General features: G+C 60.1%; 17 protein-coding genes. 15 read left to right on the forward strand and 2 right to left on the reverse strand.

Features of this window, described 5'->3' with window-relative positions:
* Positions 1-55 precede the first annotated feature (55 nt).
* From fliN to flhB, 6 genes are read left to right on the forward strand one after another with little or no spacing between them, the layout of a single operon-like run.
* Entirely contained in the window at positions 56-514 is a 459-nt protein-coding gene (fliN, locus tag AC1MDC_RS19865; protein ID WP_085699447.1) for a flagellar motor switch protein FliN, read from the forward strand.
* The gene (fliO, locus tag AC1MDC_RS19870; RefSeq protein WP_480393540.1) at positions 515-973 is read left to right on the forward strand and encodes a flagellar biosynthetic protein FliO; all 459 of its coding nucleotides are present in this window, start codon (positions 515-517) and stop codon (positions 971-973) included.
* Positions 973-1,731 carry a flagellar type III secretion system pore protein FliP gene (gene fliP, locus AC1MDC_RS19875; RefSeq protein ID WP_039765605.1) on the forward strand — a complete coding sequence of 253 codons (759 nt, stop codon included), beginning with the start codon at positions 973-975 and terminating at the stop codon, positions 1,729-1,731. The genes fliO and fliP overlap by 1 nt, the downstream gene beginning before the upstream one ends.
* The gene (fliQ, locus tag AC1MDC_RS19880; RefSeq protein WP_007951951.1) at positions 1,728-1,997 is read left to right on the forward strand and encodes a flagellar biosynthesis protein FliQ; all 270 of its coding nucleotides are present in this window, start codon (positions 1,728-1,730) and stop codon (positions 1,995-1,997) included. Before fliP ends, fliQ begins: the two co-directional genes overlap by 4 nt.
* A gap of 3 nt (positions 1,998-2,000) precedes the next feature.
* Complete coding sequence (gene fliR / locus AC1MDC_RS19885) at positions 2,001-2,786, forward strand: flagellar biosynthetic protein FliR (protein ID WP_085699443.1); 786 nt, start codon at positions 2,001-2,003, stop codon at positions 2,784-2,786.
* 3 nt (positions 2,787-2,789) lie between these two features.
* The gene (flhB, locus tag AC1MDC_RS19890) at positions 2,790-3,929 is read left to right on the forward strand and encodes a flagellar biosynthesis protein FlhB (RefSeq protein ID WP_085699441.1); all 1,140 of its coding nucleotides are present in this window, start codon (positions 2,790-2,792) and stop codon (positions 3,927-3,929) included.
* A gap of 224 nt (positions 3,930-4,153) precedes the next feature.
* Here the strand turns inward: flhB and AC1MDC_RS19895 are convergent, their stop codons facing one another.
* On the reverse strand, positions 4,154-4,528 hold the full coding sequence (locus AC1MDC_RS19895; protein ID WP_085699439.1) for a DUF6124 family protein: 375 nt from the start codon (positions 4,526-4,528) through the stop codon (positions 4,154-4,156).
* Between the two features lie 532 nt (positions 4,529-5,060).
* Between AC1MDC_RS19895 and AC1MDC_RS19900 the strand changes: the two genes are divergently transcribed.
* A complete protein-coding gene (locus AC1MDC_RS19900; RefSeq protein WP_480393541.1) occupies positions 5,061-5,375 on the forward strand; it encodes a hypothetical protein in 315 nt (104 codons plus the stop codon).
* 248 nt (positions 5,376-5,623) lie between these two features.
* Here the strand turns inward: AC1MDC_RS19900 and AC1MDC_RS19905 are convergent, their stop codons facing one another.
* Entirely contained in the window at positions 5,624-5,998 is a 375-nt protein-coding gene (locus tag AC1MDC_RS19905; protein ID WP_085699439.1) for a DUF6124 family protein, read from the reverse strand.
* A gap of 551 nt (positions 5,999-6,549) precedes the next feature.
* On the opposite strand from AC1MDC_RS19905, the gene AC1MDC_RS19910 reads away from it, so the two are divergent.
* From AC1MDC_RS19910 to AC1MDC_RS19945, 8 genes are all read left to right on the forward strand, one after another.
* Entirely contained in the window at positions 6,550-7,281 is a 732-nt protein-coding gene (locus tag AC1MDC_RS19910) for a hypothetical protein (protein WP_227234845.1), read from the forward strand.
* 197 nt (positions 7,282-7,478) lie between these two features.
* A complete protein-coding gene (gene flhA, locus AC1MDC_RS19915) occupies positions 7,479-9,608 on the forward strand; it encodes a flagellar biosynthesis protein FlhA (RefSeq protein WP_085699437.1) in 2,130 nt (709 codons plus the stop codon).
* Positions 9,609-9,619: 11 nt separating this feature from the next.
* Positions 9,620-10,960 carry a flagellar biosynthesis GTPase FlhF gene (flhF, locus tag AC1MDC_RS19920; protein WP_234204713.1) on the forward strand — a complete coding sequence of 447 codons (1,341 nt, stop codon included), beginning with the start codon at positions 9,620-9,622 and terminating at the stop codon, positions 10,958-10,960.
* A 113-nt stretch (positions 10,961-11,073) separates the two neighbouring features.
* Positions 11,074-11,904, forward strand: coding sequence for a flagellar synthesis regulator FleN (gene fleN / locus AC1MDC_RS19925; protein ID WP_003222917.1), 831 nt, complete (start codon positions 11,074-11,076; stop codon positions 11,902-11,904).
* On the forward strand, positions 11,901-12,641 hold the full coding sequence (gene fliA, locus AC1MDC_RS19930) for an RNA polymerase sigma factor FliA (RefSeq protein ID WP_085682981.1): 741 nt from the start codon (positions 11,901-11,903) through the stop codon (positions 12,639-12,641). Before fleN ends, fliA begins: the two co-directional genes overlap by 4 nt.
* 167 nt (positions 12,642-12,808) lie before the next feature.
* Positions 12,809-13,180, forward strand: coding sequence for a chemotaxis response regulator CheY (locus AC1MDC_RS19935; protein ID WP_003183998.1), 372 nt, complete (start codon positions 12,809-12,811; stop codon positions 13,178-13,180).
* Between the two features lie 18 nt (positions 13,181-13,198).
* Positions 13,199-13,987, forward strand: coding sequence for a protein phosphatase CheZ (locus tag AC1MDC_RS19940; RefSeq protein ID WP_007951961.1), 789 nt, complete (start codon positions 13,199-13,201; stop codon positions 13,985-13,987).
* 37 nt (positions 13,988-14,024) lie between these two features.
* Complete coding sequence (locus tag AC1MDC_RS19945) at positions 14,025-16,304, forward strand: chemotaxis protein CheA (RefSeq protein WP_480393542.1); 2,280 nt, start codon at positions 14,025-14,027, stop codon at positions 16,302-16,304.
* Positions 16,305-16,329 lie beyond the last annotated feature (25 nt).

The following is a 16,329-nucleotide window of genomic DNA, read 5'->3' on the forward strand; positions in this document are numbered from 1 at the left end:
CGGCGCCCTCATTCCCTGATTCTTTTACCGGTTTTTTGCCCGCCGAGGACAAATGATGAACGACGATATGAACACCCAGGACGATCAGGCACTGGCCGATGAATGGGCTGCCGCCCTGGAAGAAACCGGTGAAGCCGGACAGGCCGACATCGACGCGCTGCTGGCCGCCGACGCCAGCGCTTCGGGCTCCAACCGTCTGCCGATGGAAGAGTTCGGCAGCGTGCCGAAAAGCAACGAGCCGGTGTCGCTGGACGGCCCGAATCTGGATGTGATTCTCGACATCCCGGTGTCGATCTCGATGGAAGTGGGCAGCACCGACATCAACATCCGCAACCTGCTGCAACTCAACCAGGGTTCGGTGATCGAGCTTGATCGTCTGGCCGGTGAGCCGCTGGACGTGCTGGTCAACGGCACCCTGATCGCCCACGGCGAAGTGGTGGTGGTCAACGAAAAGTTCGGCATCCGTCTGACTGACGTGATCAGCCCGAGCGAACGCATCAAGAAGCTGCGCTGAGTGAAAAAGGTTCTGGGGGCTTTGTTCGGTCTGGCGCTGGCGTTGCCGTTCAGCGTGCTGGCGGCCGAGCCGGTGGCGACCACGGCAGCGGCGGCTGCCCCGGCCGTCAACAGCGGCGTGGCGGGTCAGCTGACGCAACTGGTGCTGGGGCTGTTGCTGGTGCTGGGGTTGATCTTCTTCCTCGCCTGGTTGTTGCGCCGGGTGCAGCAGGCAGGTCCCGCCGGCAAGGGCCAGGTGATCGAGTTGATCGGTTCCCGCGCGCTCGGGCCGCGTGACCGTCTGGTGCTGGTGCAGGTCGGCAACGAGCAGATTCTGCTCGGCCTCAGCCCCGGAACCATCACTGCGCTGCACGTGCTCAAAGAGCCGGTCGAGGTGCCGAGCACCGCCGACAAAGCGACTCCGGAATTTGCCCAGCATCTGTTGAAGATCCTCGGCAAGGATCAGAAGGATAAGAAGTAATGGGTGCGTTGCGCATCGTCTTGACCCTGGCCCTGATGTTGGCCGCGCCGCTGGCGTTTGCCGCCGATCCGTTGTCGATCCCGGCGATCACGCTGGGCACCAACGCCGAGGGCGCGCAGGAGTACTCGGTAAGCCTGCAGATCCTGCTGATCATGACGGCGCTGAGCTTCATTCCGGCCGCCGTCATCCTGATGACCAGCTTCACCCGGATCATCATCGTCTTCTCGATCCTGCGTCAGGCCCTGGGTTTGCAGCAGACGCCGTCGAACCAGATCCTCACCGGCATGGCCCTGTTTCTGACGCTGTTCATCATGGCGCCGGTGTTCGACCGGGTGAACAACGATGCCTTGCAGCCGTACCTCGCGGAAAAGCTGACCGCCCAGCAGGCAGTGGAAAAGGCCCAGGTGCCGATCAAGGACTTCATGCTCGCCCAGACCCGCTCCAGCGATCTGGAGCTGTTCATGCGCCTGTCCAAACGTACCGACATCGCCACTCCGGATGCTGCGCCGCTGACGATTCTGGTGCCGGCGTTCGTGACGTCTGAGCTGAAAACCGCGTTCCAGATCGGCTTCATGATCTTCATTCCGTTCCTGATCATCGACCTGGTGGTCGCGAGCGTGCTGATGGCGATGGGTATGATGATGCTCTCGCCGCTGATCATTTCCCTGCCGTTCAAAATCATGCTGTTCGTGCTGGTGGATGGCTGGGCGCTGATCATCGGCACCCTGGCCAGCAGTTTCGGAGGTGTATCGCCATGACGCCGGAAGTAGCGGTCGACATCTTTCGCGAAGCCCTGTGGCTGACCACCATGATGGTGGCGATCCTGGTGGTCCCGAGTCTGCTGGTGGGCCTGCTGGTGTCGATGTTTCAGGCCGCCACCCAGATCAACGAACAGACCCTGAGCTTCCTGCCGCGTCTGCTGGTGATGCTGGTAACGCTGATCGTCGCCGGCCCGTGGCTGGTGCAGACGTTCATGGAATACATCACGCAGTTGTACAAAAACATTCCGATGGTCATCGGCTAAGCCATGCAATCGCTGCTTCAGCTGACCGACACCCAGATCAGTACCTGGGTGGCGACGTTCATGCTGCCGCTGTTTCGTGTCGCCTCGATGTTGATGGTGATGCCGGTCTTCGGGACCACGCTGGTGCCCCGGCGTATCCGTCTGTACTTCGCTTTCGCGATCACCGTGGTGATCACGCCCAACCTGCCGCCGATGCCGGCGGTCAGCCCGCTGGATCTCAGCGGGCTGCTGATGATTGCCGAGCAGATCCTCGTGGGGGCGGTGCTGGGCTTCTCCTTGCAATTGTTCTTTCAGGCCTTCGTGGTGGCGGGGCAGATCGTCGCGATCCAGATGGGCATGGGCTTCGCGTCGATGATCGACCCAACCAACGGCGTGTCGGTGGCGGTGATCGGGCAGTTCTTCACGATGCTGGTGACCCTGCTGTTCCTGTCGATGAACGGGCATCTGGTGGTCTTCGAAGTGCTCACCGAAAGCTTCACCACGCTGCCGGTCGGCGGCGGGCTGATGACCACGCATTACTGGGAGCTGGCCGGCAAACTCGGTTGGGTGCTGGGCGCCGCGTTATTGCTGGTGCTGCCGGCGGTCACTGCGCTGCTGGTGGTCAACATCGCTTTTGGCGTGATGACCCGCGCTGCACCCCAGCTGAACATTTTCTCCATCGGCTTTCCGCTGACCCTGGTGCTCGGCCTGTTCATTGTCTGGGTCGGGCTGGCGGACATTCTCAATCAGTATCAACCGCTGGCCACCGAGGCCTTGCAGTTTTTACGCGAACTGGCAAAGGCGCGCTGAGTCATGGCTGAGAGCGAAAGCGGTCAGGACAAAACAGAAGACCCCACCGAGAAGCGCAAAAAGGACTCCCGGGAAAAGGGTGAGATTGCGCGTTCCAAGGAACTCAACACCCTGGCGGTCATGCTGGCCGGTGCGGGTGCGCTGCTGGTTTTTGGCGGAATGCTGGCGCAGGAGTTGATGGATCTGATGCGCCAGAACTTCACGCTGTCGCGGGAAGTGATCATGGATGAGCGTTCCATGGCGACCTTCCTGATGAACTCCGGGTTACAGGCATTGCTGGCCATCCAGCCAATCATGATTACCCTGTTGCTGGCCGCTTTCCTCGGGCCGATCGCGTTGGGTGGCTGGTTGTTCGCCGCCGGTTCGCTGGCACCCAAGTTCAGCCGGATGAACCCGGCGGCGGGCCTCAAGCGGATGTTCTCGATGAAGGCCGTGATCGAGCTGCTCAAGGCGCTGGCCAAGTTTCTCATCACGTTGGGCGTGGCGCTGGTGGTGCTCAACTCGGACATCGACGACCTGTTGCGCATCGCCCATGAGCCGCTGGACCGGGCGATCATCCACAGCCTGCAACTGGTGGGCTGGAGCTCGCTGTGGCTGGCGTGCGGGTTGATCATCATCGCGGCTGTCGATGTGCCCGTGCAGATCTGGGAGAGCATCAAAAAACTCAAGATGACCAAGCAGGAAGTGCGCGACGAGCACAAGGACCAGGAAGGTCGGCCGGAGGTCAAGCAACGGATTCGCCAGGTCCAGCGCGAGATGTCGCAACGGCGGATGATGGCCGCGATACCGGATGCCGACGTGGTCATCACCAACCCGACCCACTACGCCGTGGCGCTCAAGTACGACGCCGAGAAGGGTGGGGCGCCAATGCTGCTGGCCAAGGGCAGCGACTTCCTGGCGCTGAAGATCCGCGAAATCGCCGTGGCCAACAACGTCATGCTTCTCGAGTCGCCGGCGTTGGCGCGTTCGATCTATTACTCCACGGAACTGGAAGAAGAAATTCCCAGTGGCCTGTATCTGGCAGTCGCCCAGGTACTGGCCTACGTCTACCAGATCCGCCAGCATCAGGCCGGCAAGGGCAAGCGCCCGGAACCGCTCAAGGACGACCTGCCGATTCCGCCGGATCTGCGGCGCGATTCCTGATTGTGATGACGCAAAAAAACCGCCCCCGGTTCAACCCGGTGGCGGTTTTTTAATTCCCGATGATCTGTGGTGCTTGTGAGGCCGCGTTCGCGGGCAAGTCGAATCGTCGCACCGCCGCTCCCACAGGTTTAGCGTCGCTCTGAAAATATGAGCACACCACAAATCACTGTGGGAGCGAGCTTGCTCGCGATGACGTCAGCAACCACGGCACATCACTCAAGCCTTTACACCGGGTTCGGCGACGTCGGTAGTTCCAGATTATCCAGCACCCGATTTACTGCCAGCTCCCCGAGCATGATCAGTTGCGCAACCCCCACCAGCGTCCTGCGCTGCGAGGCGGGCATGAGATGGGTGAAGTCATTGACGATGGTTCTGGCGGAAGCCAGGGTTTCGCAGGCATCGACCAGCAGCTCTTCGTTTTTGAAGTCGGCAGTGACGGCGTACATTCTGCGGGTTTTGCGCGGTGGTGGTGTGGTGCCGGGCGGGCAGAGATAGTGATCGAGGGCGCGGTCGGCGGCTTCGTGAAGCTTTCTGGAATCGAGGGATTCGTAGGGCGAAGCAGGATCGGTTTCGGGTGGGTTGGGTGTTGGTTTGATCATGGTGAAGCTCCTGAGTTATGGGGCCACTCTTACCTGTCGCTAAACAAGTGAAGGTGGCAGCTGTACGCAGGTTAGCGAACCGGTCTCAGGCACCCCGGCAGACCCAAAGGTCTCCCGCATACAGCCGCCATAACGTAATTGCGGAGTCCCACAGCGAAGTCACGAACGCCGATGCACTGAGAAAGTTCGGGTCGCTAAACCCGATCGCTGATTCGTCAGCGACCGACTCACAATAGAACCCGACCCCAAGGCGCACAAGCCGGCGGATTCTGGCGTAGCTGTAGGCAATGGCGCAAGAATTCGTAGCCTCCAAGGCGTGTCTGAAGGTGTCTTTTAAACATCCGAGTTTGGAAGGCGCGTTGTGCTGACTTTTGGAGCCCCTTCGCGAGCGGGCTCGCTCCCCATTAGCCGTTTGTCTGAAAGCCTGTGTTACCTGTCAACTCTGACAGGTGTGCTTTTTTGGGGTTTGGAGTTCGATTGTGAAAGGTGTTGTGCGTTGTGCGTACACCTTGAATCGATACGGAGAAAGACAATGAAAGGCACGTATAGCAGCTATGACCCTGTGACCGGCAAGGGCACAATTGATATAGATATTGTGGGTTCTACGAAAATTGATCTGGAGGAAGTCGAGCTCGAGTTGGTGGCGATGAAGGTGAATGAGAATGAGTCGGAGTCGGATTTCGTGACGCCATATCTGCACTTTTGGGGCCCAGGCGCGTCACCGCGTAAGTTCCACTTCACTGTCCCGCTTGATTTTGCAAAAGTGGTCAATATTTCACCAGGGATGCCTGTCGAGTTTGATATGTCGCCGATAAACCCGTATGAAGCGACAAACCTGCGCTACTAATAGTCATTGGAAGCCGATCTGATGGAGGTGATTGAATCTCGGAGCGCCAGATCAGGCGAATGGTTCGTACCTTCTGAGATTCACCCCAGAAAAGAACGCAGCCCCCGCAGGGTGGGGGCGTTCTTTTTTTCTTGTGAAAACCTCTATTTCCCACCTGAGCAAGAGTTGGGGTAAATAAATACTGGACCTGTCCCATGACAACGACTTGCCCGCGAAGGCGTCAGCAACCACGGCACATCACTCAACCGTTACACAGGATTCGGCGACGTCGGTAGTTCCAGATTGTCCAGCACCCGATTTACTGCCAGCTCCCCGAGCATGATCAGTTGCGCAACCCCCACCAGCGTCCTGCGCTGCGAGGCGGGCATGAGATGGGTGAAGTCATTGACGATGGTTCTGGCGGAAGCCAGGGTTTCGCAGGCATCGACCAGCAGCTCTTCGTTTTTGAAGTCGGCGGTGACGGCGTACATTCTGCGGGTTTTGCGCGGCGGTGGTGTGGTGCCGGGCGGGCAGAGATAGTGATCGAGGGCGCGGTCGGCGGCTTCGTGAAGCTTCCTGGAATCGAGGGATTCGTAGGGCGAAGCAGGATCGGTTTCGGGTGGGTTGGGTGTCGGTTTGATCATGGTGAAGCTCCTATAAGGTGGAGCCGCCCGGAACTGTCGCTAAACAGTAAGGTGGCGGCTGTACGCAGGTTAGCGAACCGGTTATAGGCACCCGGCAGACCTGAGGGTCTCCCGCATACAGCCACCATAGCGGAGTTGCAGACTTTGAGTCTGCGACAAGGCATGGAGCGCTGGTGCACCTATTTATGATTCGAGTCGCTAAACCCGATCGCTGATTCGTCAGCGACCGATCCACAATAGAACCCGACCCCAAGGCGCACAAGCCGGCGGATTCTGGCGTAGCTGTAGGCAATGGCGCAAGAATTCGTAGCCTCCAAGGCGTGTCTGAAGGTGTCTTTTAAACATCCGAATTTAAAAGACACTTCGTGCTGCTTTCTCGGGCCCCTTCGCGAGCGTGCGGCATTGCGGTCAGCAGAAAATCACGCTCAAAACCTCCTTTTCCCTACCCAAGCGAGCTGTGCCTTTTATCTGAAATAGTTCAACACCTGTCAGATCTGACAGTAGACAACCATTACTCTTTGGCGCCCCATAAACCCGGCACTCTTGCCATCATGAGCTCGCGCACCGTGAGTGTGATGGCTGACGATTCTTTCTTTGGAAGTCGGGGATTCATCATGGCGACGCGCGTTTACCGAAAACTGTCGGGCATGGAGCTGGAGTTTGTTTCAGGGAGGCTGGAAAGGGACGCAGGAGAGCGGGCCATCTTCTATGAGGTGACGTTCGACCTGAAGCTGGACTTTCTCAATTTCATGGTCATGGCCAATCAGTACATCCCGAATTATCTTGATTGGCCGATCAATGCGATCCGGCCTGAAATGGGTGGGTTCGCCTATCACTATGCCTACAATTACTTCTTCGATGCGGCAGGTAATATCCGCGATAACCAAGCGTTGTTTGCCCTGTTTACCCACTCCAGCTTTTACATGGATCAATGGTCGAGTGGGGGTGAACCGCTGGAGCGTAGGTATGAAAAACCCTCGTTCGTTGTCGTCAACAATTGGCTTCGTGTGACAGCCAGGCAGTACTTTCGCCTGAGTGCGGGCTATCCACTGATCGAGATCAGCGACCTGCCGCGCATATTCTTCGAATGGGCCCTGAATCTGATGGAGAGTGATGATCTGTTCTCTGGCGCCGCACCTGAAACCAGAGTGGTGCTTATGCAGGCTGACGAGGAGGTTGTTGATGTCGGCGGGGAAAGTGTGTTCAAGGGAACGCACTACCTCGATAGCGCAGCGCTGTCTTTCGGTCCTATTACGAAAGCCCATGTTTTGGTTGCCGGTTGACCGGCGAGATTTCAAATCTTCGCATTGCTCTGTCGCTGGGGCAGGCTTGCGCCGGACTCGGTGCACTTGCCCCCTCTCATTCAGGTCCGTCGCCCCTCTATTTCAATCCCCCGCAAAAGTTGGAAGGCTTCTTGCAGTAGCCGCCGTGCGCCTGCTTCGGGCGTCAAAAGTTTGCTTTAAAGGAACGGGGAAAACCGGTGGATCGCTCTCAGTTAATCAACAGTGCTCGCTCGAACATTGCCGACCTCAGTCGGGGCAATCTGGGTGTGCCGCTGTTGCTGCTGGTCATGCTGGCGATGATGATGTTGCCGGTGCCGCCGTTCCTGCTCGACGTGTTCTTCACCTTCAACATTGCCCTGTCCATCGTCGTGCTGCTGGTCTGCGTGTACGCCTTGCGGCCGCTGGATTTCGCGGTGTTCCCGACGATCCTGCTGGTGGCGACGCTGTTGCGACTGGCGCTGAACGTGGCCTCGACCCGTGTGGTGATGCTCCACGGTCAGGACGGCCACGCCGCTGCCGGTAAGGTGATCCAGGCCTTCGGTGAGGTGGTGATCGGCGGTAACTACGTGGTCGGTATCGTGGTTTTCGCGATCTTGATGATCATCAACTTCGTCGTGGTGACCAAGGGTGCCGGGCGGATTTCCGAGGTGAGCGCGCGTTTCACCCTCGATGCGATGCCCGGCAAACAAATGGCGATCGACGCCGACCTTAACGCCGGTCTGATCGATCAGGCCCAGGCCAAGGCCCGTCGTCAGGAAGTGGCCCAGGAGGCAGAGTTCTACGGTTCGATGGACGGTGCCAGCAAATTCGTGCGTGGTGATGCCATCGCTGGCTTGCTGATTCTGTTCATCAACCTGATCGGCGGCATGGCCGTCGGTATCTTCCAGCACAACATGAGCTTCGCCGATGCGGGCAAGGTTTACGCCTTGCTGACTATCGGTGACGGTTTAGTGGCGCAATTGCCATCACTGTTGTTATCTACAGCAGCAGCAATCATGGTGACCCGTGCTTCCGGCTCGGAAGACATGGGCAAGCAGATCAACCGCCAGATGTTCGCCTCGCCCAAAGCGCTGGCGGTGGCTGCCGGTCTGATGGCGGTCATGGGCCTGGTGCCGGGCATGCCGCACTTCTCGTTCCTGAGCATGGCTGCTCTGGCTGCCGGTGGCGCTTACCTGTTCTGGAAGAAGCAGAACGTGGCCAGGGTCGTCGCGCTGGAAGAGGTCAAGCGCCAGCAGGAACTGCTGCCGTCGCCGGCCCGCGCCATGGAAACCAAGGAGTTGGGCTGGGACGACGTGACCCCGATCGACATGATCGGCCTGGAAGTCGGCTACCGCTTGATTCCGCTGGTGGATCGCAACCAGGGTGGCCAGTTGCTGGCGCGGATCAAGGGCGTGCGCAAGAAGCTTTCGCAGGATCTGGGCTTCCTGATGCCGACCGTGCACATCCGCGACAACCTCGACCTGGCGCCGAGTGCCTATCGCCTGACGCTGATGGGCGTGATCCTGGCCGAGGCCGAGATCTACCCGGATCGCGAACTGGCGATCAACCCGGGGCAGGTCTACGGCACGCTCAACGGGATTACCGCCAAAGATCCGGCTTTCGGCCTGGAGGCGGTGTGGATCGAGGTCAGCCAGCGCGCGCAGGCGCAATCGCTCGGTTACACCGTGGTCGATGCCAGCACCGTGGTTGCGACCCACTTGAACCAGATTCTGTACAAGCACTCCAGCGAGCTGATCGGCCACGAAGAAGTACAGCAACTGATGCAATTGCTGGCCAAGAGCTCGCCGAAACTGGCGGAAGAGCTGGTGCCGGGTGTGGTCACGTTGTCGCAGCTGCTGAAAGTGTTGCAGGCGCTGCTGGCCGAACACGTGCCCGTGCGCGACATCCGCAGCATTGCCGAAGCCATCGCCAACAATGCCGCCAAGAGTCAAGATACCGCCGCTTTGGTGGCCGCTGTGCGGGTTGGCGTATCCCGTGCAATCGTCCAAAGCATTGTAGGGACTGAGTCCGAGCTGCCAGTCATCACGCTGGAGCCAAGGTTGGAACAAATATTGCTCAATAGTCTGCAGAAGGCAGGACAAGGCTCGGAAGAGGGCGTTCTGCTGGAGCCAAGCATGGCCGAGAAGCTGCAGCGTTCGCTGATCGAAGCGGCGCAGCGCCAGGAAATGCAAGGTCAGCCGGTGATTCTGTTGGTAGCAGGCCCGGTTCGCGCGATGCTCTCGCGCTTTGGTCGCCTGGCAGTTCCCGGACTGCATGTGCTGGCCTACCAGGAAATTCCGGACAACAAGCAAGTGACCATCGTTGCGACAGTAGGGCCCAACGGCTGAGGTAGTGGTTTATGCAAGTTAAGCGTTTTTTCGCCGCCGATATGCGTCAGGCCATGAAGCTGGTTCGTGATGAGCTGGGCGCTGATGCCGCCATTATTGGCAACCGCCGCATCGCCGGCGGCGTCGAGCTGACGGCGGCGCTCGATTACAAACTGTCGGCGCTGGCCCCGCGTGTTCCGAACATGGAACTCGAGGATGAGCTGCGCAAGACTCAGTCGCGCATCGTCACCGCCCAGGCCGAGCTGAGCCTGCGTGGCGAAGCCGACGGCAACACCAATCGCCAGCTGTTCGCCGGGTTGCCGTTGACGGCCGGCCTGCCGCTGACCGCTGCCGAACCGCTGACCGAACCGACCTACGAGGCTCCGGCCCGTCCGGCACCGGCGCCTGCACCGGTTTCCGCTGGCGTTGACCCGCGTGCGCTGGACTCGATGCGTTTTGAACTCAACAGCCTGCGCGAACTGATGGAAGTGCAACTCGGCACCCTGGCCTGGAACCAGCTGCAAGGCAGTCGTCCGGCCCAGGCCAATCTGTACCGTCGTCTGCAACGCATCGGTTTGTCCGGCCCGCTGTCCCGCGATCTGCTGTCGATGATCACCGAGATCGACGAGCCTCGTCAGGCCTGGCGCATGCTGCTGGCGCACCTGGCACGAATGATTGCCGTGCCGGATGTCGAGCCGCTGGAAGAGGGCGGGGTCATTGCCATGGTCGGTCCTGCCGGCATGGGCAAGACCACCACCCTGGCCAAACTGGCCGCCCGCTACGTGCTCAAGTACGGCGCGCAGAACATCGCGCTGGTGAGCATGGACAGTTTCCGCATCGGCGCGCAGGAGCAGCTCAAGACGCTGGGCCGCATCCTCAATGTGTCGGTGACCCACGTCGATCCGGGCCAGTCCCTGGTGCAGGCGCTGGATCCTCTGCTGCGCAAGCGCGTGGTGCTCATCGACACCGCCGGCCTGCAGGCCAGCGATCCGGCCCTGCGCATGCAGCTGGAAAGTCTGGCCGGTCGTGGCATTCGGTCAAAAAATTATCTGGTGCTGGCAACCACCAGCCAGAAACAGGTTCTAACCGCCGCTTATCACAGTTACAAGCGTTGCGGGCTGGCCGGGTGCATCCTGACTAAACTGGATGAGACGGCAAGCCTTGGCGAAGTGTTGAGCCTGGCGATCAGTCACGAACTGCCGGTTGCCTACCTGACCGATGGGCCGCGTATTCCGGATGATCTGCATCTGCCGCGCCGTCATCAACTGGTCAGCCGCGCCGTCAGTGTGCAAATGCAGGAAGAACCCAGCGAAGAAGCCATGGCTGACATGTTCGCTGATATCTACCACAGCCCGACCAAGCAGGTTGGCTGAGGTAATGAACCGTTTTTGTACCTACATCGATGGTCTGCCATGCATTGTTCCGGTTGTGAACGCGCAGCCAGTAATGTGGCCTCCGTCTATGCAAGACAAGGTAAAGAAATAACATGGGCAGCATGCATCCCGTACAGGTGATCGCGGTGACCGGCGGCAAAGGTGGCGTCGGCAAGACTAATGTGTCAGTGAACTTGTCCCTGGCCCTGGCAGAGCTTGGCCGTCGGGTCATGCTGCTGGACGCCGACCTGGGGCTGGCGAACGTCGACGTTCTGCTGGGCCTCACCCCCAAACGTACCCTGGCCGATGTGATCGAAGGCCGCTGCGAGCTGCGCGACGTGCTGTTGCAGGGCCCCGGCGGGATCCGCATCGTGCCGGCCGCTTCCGGCACCCAGAGCATGGTTCACTTGAGCCCGGCCCAGCATGCCGGCCTGATCCAGGCCTTCAGCGACATCGGCGACAATCTCGACGTGCTGGTGATCGACACCGCTGCAGGTATTGGTGACTCGGTAGTCAGTTTCGTTCGCGCAGCGCAAGAAGTGTTACTGGTGGTCTGCGACGAGCCGACCTCGATCACCGACGCCTACGCGCTGATCAAGCTGCTGAACCGCGATTACGGCATGAACCGCTTCCGCGTCCTGGCCAACATGGCCCAGAGCCCGCAGGAAGGTCGCAATCTGTTCGCCAAGTTGACCAAGGTCACGGATCGCTTCCTCGACGTCGCCCTACAATACGTCGGCGCGGTGCCCTACGACGAAAGCGTGCGCAAAGCGGTGCAGAAGCAGCGTGCGGTCTATGAAGCCTTCCCGCGTTCCAAGTGCGCACTGGCGTTCAAGGCGATCGCACAGAAGGTCGACACCTGGCCGCTGCCCGCCAACCCGCGCGGCCACCTCGAATTTTTCGTCGAGCGCCTCGTGCAGCAAACGGCAGGACCTGTGCTATGACCGCCAGCGGTATGAACCTTTACAAAAAGTCGGCGCGTGATGCGCAGTACGAGCTGATCGAGCGTTACGCGCCGCTGGTCAAGCGCATCGCCTACCACTTGCTGGCGCGATTGCCGGCCAGTGTGCAGGTCGAAGACCTGATCCAGGCCGGGATGATCGGCCTGCTTGAAGTCTCGACCAAATACGACGCGAGCAAGGGCGCCAGTTTTGAAACGTACGCGGGCATCCGGATCCGCGGTGCGATGCTCGATGAAGTCCGTAAGGGGGACTGGGCACCGCGCTCGGTTCACCGCAATACGCGCATGGTCAGCGACGCGATTCGAGCAATTGAAGCTAAAACCGGCCGTGACGCTAAAGATCACGAAGTTGCGGCCGAACTCCAATTGAGTCTCGACGATTACTACGGGATTTTGAACGACACCCTGGGCAGCCGGCTGTTCAGTTTCGACGACCTGTTGCAGGACGGCGAACACGAAGGGCTGCACGAGGATGGCGCCAGTGCTCATCTGGAGCCGTCGCGCGATCTGGAGGACGAACGTTTCCAGGCCGCGCTGGCGGACGCGATTGCCAATTTGCCGGAGCGTGAGCGACTGGTGTTGGCGCTGTACTACGACGAAGAGCTGAACCTCAAGGAGATCGGTGAAGTCCTTGGCGTCAGTGAATCGCGGGTCAGCCAGTTACACAGCCAGTGCGCGGCCCGCTTGCGGGGGCGTTTGGGGGAGTGGCGAGCGCGCTGAAGGCAGTGTGGGGACACTGCGAACGAGGCTGGTGCGGTGGTGAACGGCACCGGTCTCGATCTGTTGTGCTCCAGACAGTCATCGAGTGTTTTGCCGGATTGATTGAAATGGCGCGTCCAGGTGCTGGGCGCGTTTAAGACTGCTTGGAGGTCGAATTGAACAAAGACATGAAAATCCTCATCGTTGATGACTTCTCAACGATGCGGCGGATCATCAAGAACCTGTTGCGTGATCTGGGGTTCACCAACACCGTTGAAGCCGACGATGGCACCACCGCCATTCCGGTGCTCAACAGCGGCAGCATCGACTTTCTGGTGACCGACTGGAACATGCCCGGCATGACCGGTATCGACCTGCTGCGCCACGTGCGCGCCGATGAAAAACTCAAGCACCTGCCGGTGCTGATGGTGACCGCTGAAGCCAAGCGCGAGCAGATCATCGAAGCGGCCCAGGCCGGCGTGAACGGCTATGTGGTCAAACCTTTCACGGCCCAGGCGTTGAAAGAAAAAATCGAGAAGATTTTCGAACGCATCGGCTGATGAACGCGCGGGGGAGCTATGGAGCATAAAGAATCTTCACAGGGCGACTTCGAGTCGACCCTGAAAAAACACGCGGTCGAACTGGTCGAAAGCCTTGAAAAGGGCAGGTTCGGCGACGCGGTGCAACTGATCCATGAGCTCAATCAGACCCGTGACCGTGGCCTGTACCAGGAAGTGGGCAAGCTCACGCGTGAACTGCACAGTGCGATCGTCAATTTCCAGATCGATCCGCACATGCCGCAGGCTGAGGAAGTGTCGCAAATCACCGACGCTACCGAGCGTCTGGGCTACGTGGTCAAACTGACCGAAGCTGCCGCCAACCGCACCATGGATCTGGTGGAGAGCGCGACCCCTGTGGTCAATGGCCTGGCTGACGAAGCCCAGGCCTTGAGCGCCGACTGGGGCCGCTTCATGCGCCGTGAGGTCGGGGCTGAAGAGTTCCGTGAACTGGCGCGCCGGGTCGACGGTTTTCTGGCACGCAGCAGCGCGGACAACCGCGCGGTGTCGAGCAATCTGAACGACATTCTGCTCGCCCAGGATTACCAGGACCTCACCGGTCAAGTGATCAAGCGTGTGACCCAATTGGTCACCGAAGTCGAAAGCAACCTGCTCAAGCTCGTGCTCATGGCCAGCCAGGTGGACCGCTTTGCGGGCATCGAACATGACCGTGCGGCGATGCTTGCTGAAAAAGATCCACAAAAACATCTCTCGCAGGGTGAAGGTCCGCAGATTCATGCCGATAAACGAGAAGACGTTGTGTCCGGTCAGGACGATGTGGACGATTTGTTATCCAGCCTTGGATTTTAGTTTTCTGGGTTTTTAGACCTGTAGGAGCACCCCATTAATGAGCTTCGGCGCCGATGAAGAGATCCTTCAGGATTTCCTGGTTGAGGCCGGCGAGATTCTTGAGCAACTGTCCGAACAACTGGTCGAGCTGGAAAGCCGCCCGGATGACGCAGATCTGCTCAACGCAATTTTTCGCGGTTTCCACACTGTAAAAGGGGGCGCCGGCTTCCTTCAGCTCAACGAGCTGGTGGAGTGCTGTCACATCGCCGAAAACGTGTTCGACATCCTGCGCAAGGGTGAGCGACGCGTCGATGCAGAACTGATGGACGTGGTGCTCGAAGCGCTGGACGCGGTGAACAGCATGTTCGGCGAAGTCCGTGATCGCAGCCCGATCACCGCCGCCACCCCGGAACTGCTGGCCGCTCTGGCGCGCCTGGCCGAGCCGCAATCGGCGGATGAAGCCCCGGCTTCGCCCGTTGCCGAGATGATCGAAGAGCTGGTCGTTGAAAACGAAACCGGCGACTCCGGCGACATCACCGATAACGAATTTGAACAGTTGCTGGACTCGCTGAGCGCCGTCAAGGCTGAAGCCGAGGCCCCGGCGGCTGCCGCCACGCCTGCTTCCGACGAGGCGGCCAGCGATGAAATCACCGACGCCGAGTTCGAGTCGCTGCTCGACCAGTTGCATGGCAAGGGCCAGTTCGCGGTCGACGCCGTGGCCCCGGCGGCCGCTGCACCGGCTGCTCCGGCGGCGGGCGACAGCTCGGACATCACCGACGACGAATTCGAAGCCTTGCTCGATCAGCTGCACGGCAAGGGCAACTTTGCCGTCGATGCGCTGGAGTCGGCGATTGCTTCGGTTCCTGCGACGACTGCTCCGGCAGCGGCTGCGGCCGGTAGCGATCTGATCACCGACCACGAGTTCGAAGCGCTGCTCGACGATCTGCATGGCAAAGGCAAGTTCACTGATGTCGCCACCGGCGCCGTCGTGACCGCCGGCAATGCTGCAGCTGTTGCAGCGCCTGCTGCCAAGGCCCCGGCCGCTGCGGCAAAACCCGCCGCGAAAGCGCCTGAGCCGAAAGCCGAACCGGCGAAACCGGCTGCCGCTGCGGCACCGGCTCCGGCCCGTGCACCGGCGACTCCGCCACCGGAAAAACCGGCGAGCGAAGCCGAGACCACCGTTCGCGTTGACACCGCGCGTCTCGACGAAATCATGAACATGGTCGGTGAGCTGGTGCTGGTGCGTAACCGTCTGGTACGTCTGGGCCTGAACAGCGGCGACGAGTCGATGCAGAAGGCTGTATCGAACCTCGACGTGGTCACCGCCGACTTGCAGACCGCCGTCATGAAGACCCGGATGCAGCCGATCAAGAAAGTCTTCGGCCGCTTCCCGCGTCTGGTTCGCGACCTGGCGCGTCAGCTCAAGAAAGAGATCAACCTGGAACTGGTGGGCGAAGAGACCGACCTCGACAAGAACCTTGTCGAGGCGCTGGCCGACCCGCTGGTCCACTTGGTGCGCAACGCGGTCGACCACGGCATCGAGTCGCCGGAAGAACGCGAAGCCTCGGGCAAGGCCCGTGGCGGCAAGGTGATCCTGGCTGCCGAGCAGGAAGGCGACCACATCCTGCTGTCGATCTCCGACGACGGCAAAGGCATGGACCCGAACGTCCTGCGTGCCATCGCCGTGAAACGCGGTGTGATGGACAAGGATGCCGCCGATCGCCTGAGCGACACCGAGTGCTACAACCTGATTTTCGCCCCGGGTTTCTCGACCAAGACCGAGATCTCCGACGTGTCCGGCCGTGGTGTCGGCATGGACGTGGTGAAGACCAAGATTTCCCAGCTCAACGGTTCGATCAACATCTACTCGACCAAGGGCCAGGGCTCGAAGATCGTCATCAAGGTGCCGCTGACGCTGGCGATCATGCCGACCCTGATGGTGATGCTCGGCAACCAGGCGTTCGCGTTCCCGCTGGTGAACGTCAACGAAATCTTCCACCTCGACCTGTCGACCACCAACGTGGTGGACGGCCAGGAAGTGGTGATCGTGCGGGACAAGGCGCTGCCGTTGTTCTACCTCAAGCGCTGGCTGGTCAGCTCCGCCGCTCACGAAGAGCAGCGCGAAGGCCATGTGGTGATCCTTTCGGTGGGCACCCAGCGGATCGGCTTCGTCGTCGATCAACTGGTCGGCCAGGAAGAAGTGGTCATCAAGCCATTGGGCAAGATGCTGCAGGGAACCCCGGGCATGTCCGGCGCCACCATCACCGGTGACGGCCGCATTGCACTGATTCTCGATGTTCCGAGCATGCTCAAGCGTTACGCCGCACGGCGTATTTGAATCCGGGGCGGCGGGGCGACAACGT

Source organism: Pseudomonas sp. 1 (assembly GCF_056626735.1).

What these genes read in the sequence shown, in the direction of transcription:
- fliN (WP_085699447.1), top strand. Translation starts at nt 56, where the DNA reads ATGAACGACGATATGAACACCCAGGACGATCAGGCACTGGCCGATGAA.
- fliP (WP_039765605.1), top strand. Translation starts at nt 973, where the DNA reads ATGGGTGCGTTGCGCATCGTCTTGACCCTGGCCCTGATGTTGGCCGCG.
- fliQ (WP_007951951.1), top strand. Translation starts at nt 1,728, where the DNA reads ATGACGCCGGAAGTAGCGGTCGACATCTTTCGCGAAGCCCTGTGGCTG.
- fliR (WP_085699443.1), top strand. Translation starts at nt 2,001, where the DNA reads ATGCAATCGCTGCTTCAGCTGACCGACACCCAGATCAGTACCTGGGTG.
- flhB (WP_085699441.1), top strand. Translation starts at nt 2,790, where the DNA reads ATGGCTGAGAGCGAAAGCGGTCAGGACAAAACAGAAGACCCCACCGAG.
- AC1MDC_RS19895 (WP_085699439.1), bottom strand. Translation starts at nt 4,528, where the DNA reads ATGATCAAACCAACACCCAACCCACCCGAAACCGATCCTGCTTCGCCC.
- AC1MDC_RS19900 (WP_480393541.1), top strand. Translation starts at nt 5,061, where the DNA reads ATGAAAGGCACGTATAGCAGCTATGACCCTGTGACCGGCAAGGGCACA.
- AC1MDC_RS19905 (WP_085699439.1), bottom strand. Translation starts at nt 5,998, where the DNA reads ATGATCAAACCGACACCCAACCCACCCGAAACCGATCCTGCTTCGCCC.
- AC1MDC_RS19910 (WP_227234845.1), top strand. Translation starts at nt 6,550, where the DNA reads ATGAGCTCGCGCACCGTGAGTGTGATGGCTGACGATTCTTTCTTTGGA.
- flhF (WP_234204713.1), top strand. Translation starts at nt 9,620, where the DNA reads ATGCAAGTTAAGCGTTTTTTCGCCGCCGATATGCGTCAGGCCATGAAG.
- fleN (WP_003222917.1), top strand. Translation starts at nt 11,074, where the DNA reads ATGGGCAGCATGCATCCCGTACAGGTGATCGCGGTGACCGGCGGCAAA.
- fliA (WP_085682981.1), top strand. Translation starts at nt 11,901, where the DNA reads ATGACCGCCAGCGGTATGAACCTTTACAAAAAGTCGGCGCGTGATGCG.
- AC1MDC_RS19935 (WP_003183998.1), top strand. Translation starts at nt 12,809, where the DNA reads ATGAAAATCCTCATCGTTGATGACTTCTCAACGATGCGGCGGATCATC.
- AC1MDC_RS19940 (WP_007951961.1), top strand. Translation starts at nt 13,199, where the DNA reads ATGGAGCATAAAGAATCTTCACAGGGCGACTTCGAGTCGACCCTGAAA.
- AC1MDC_RS19945 (WP_480393542.1), top strand. Translation starts at nt 14,025, where the DNA reads ATGAGCTTCGGCGCCGATGAAGAGATCCTTCAGGATTTCCTGGTTGAG.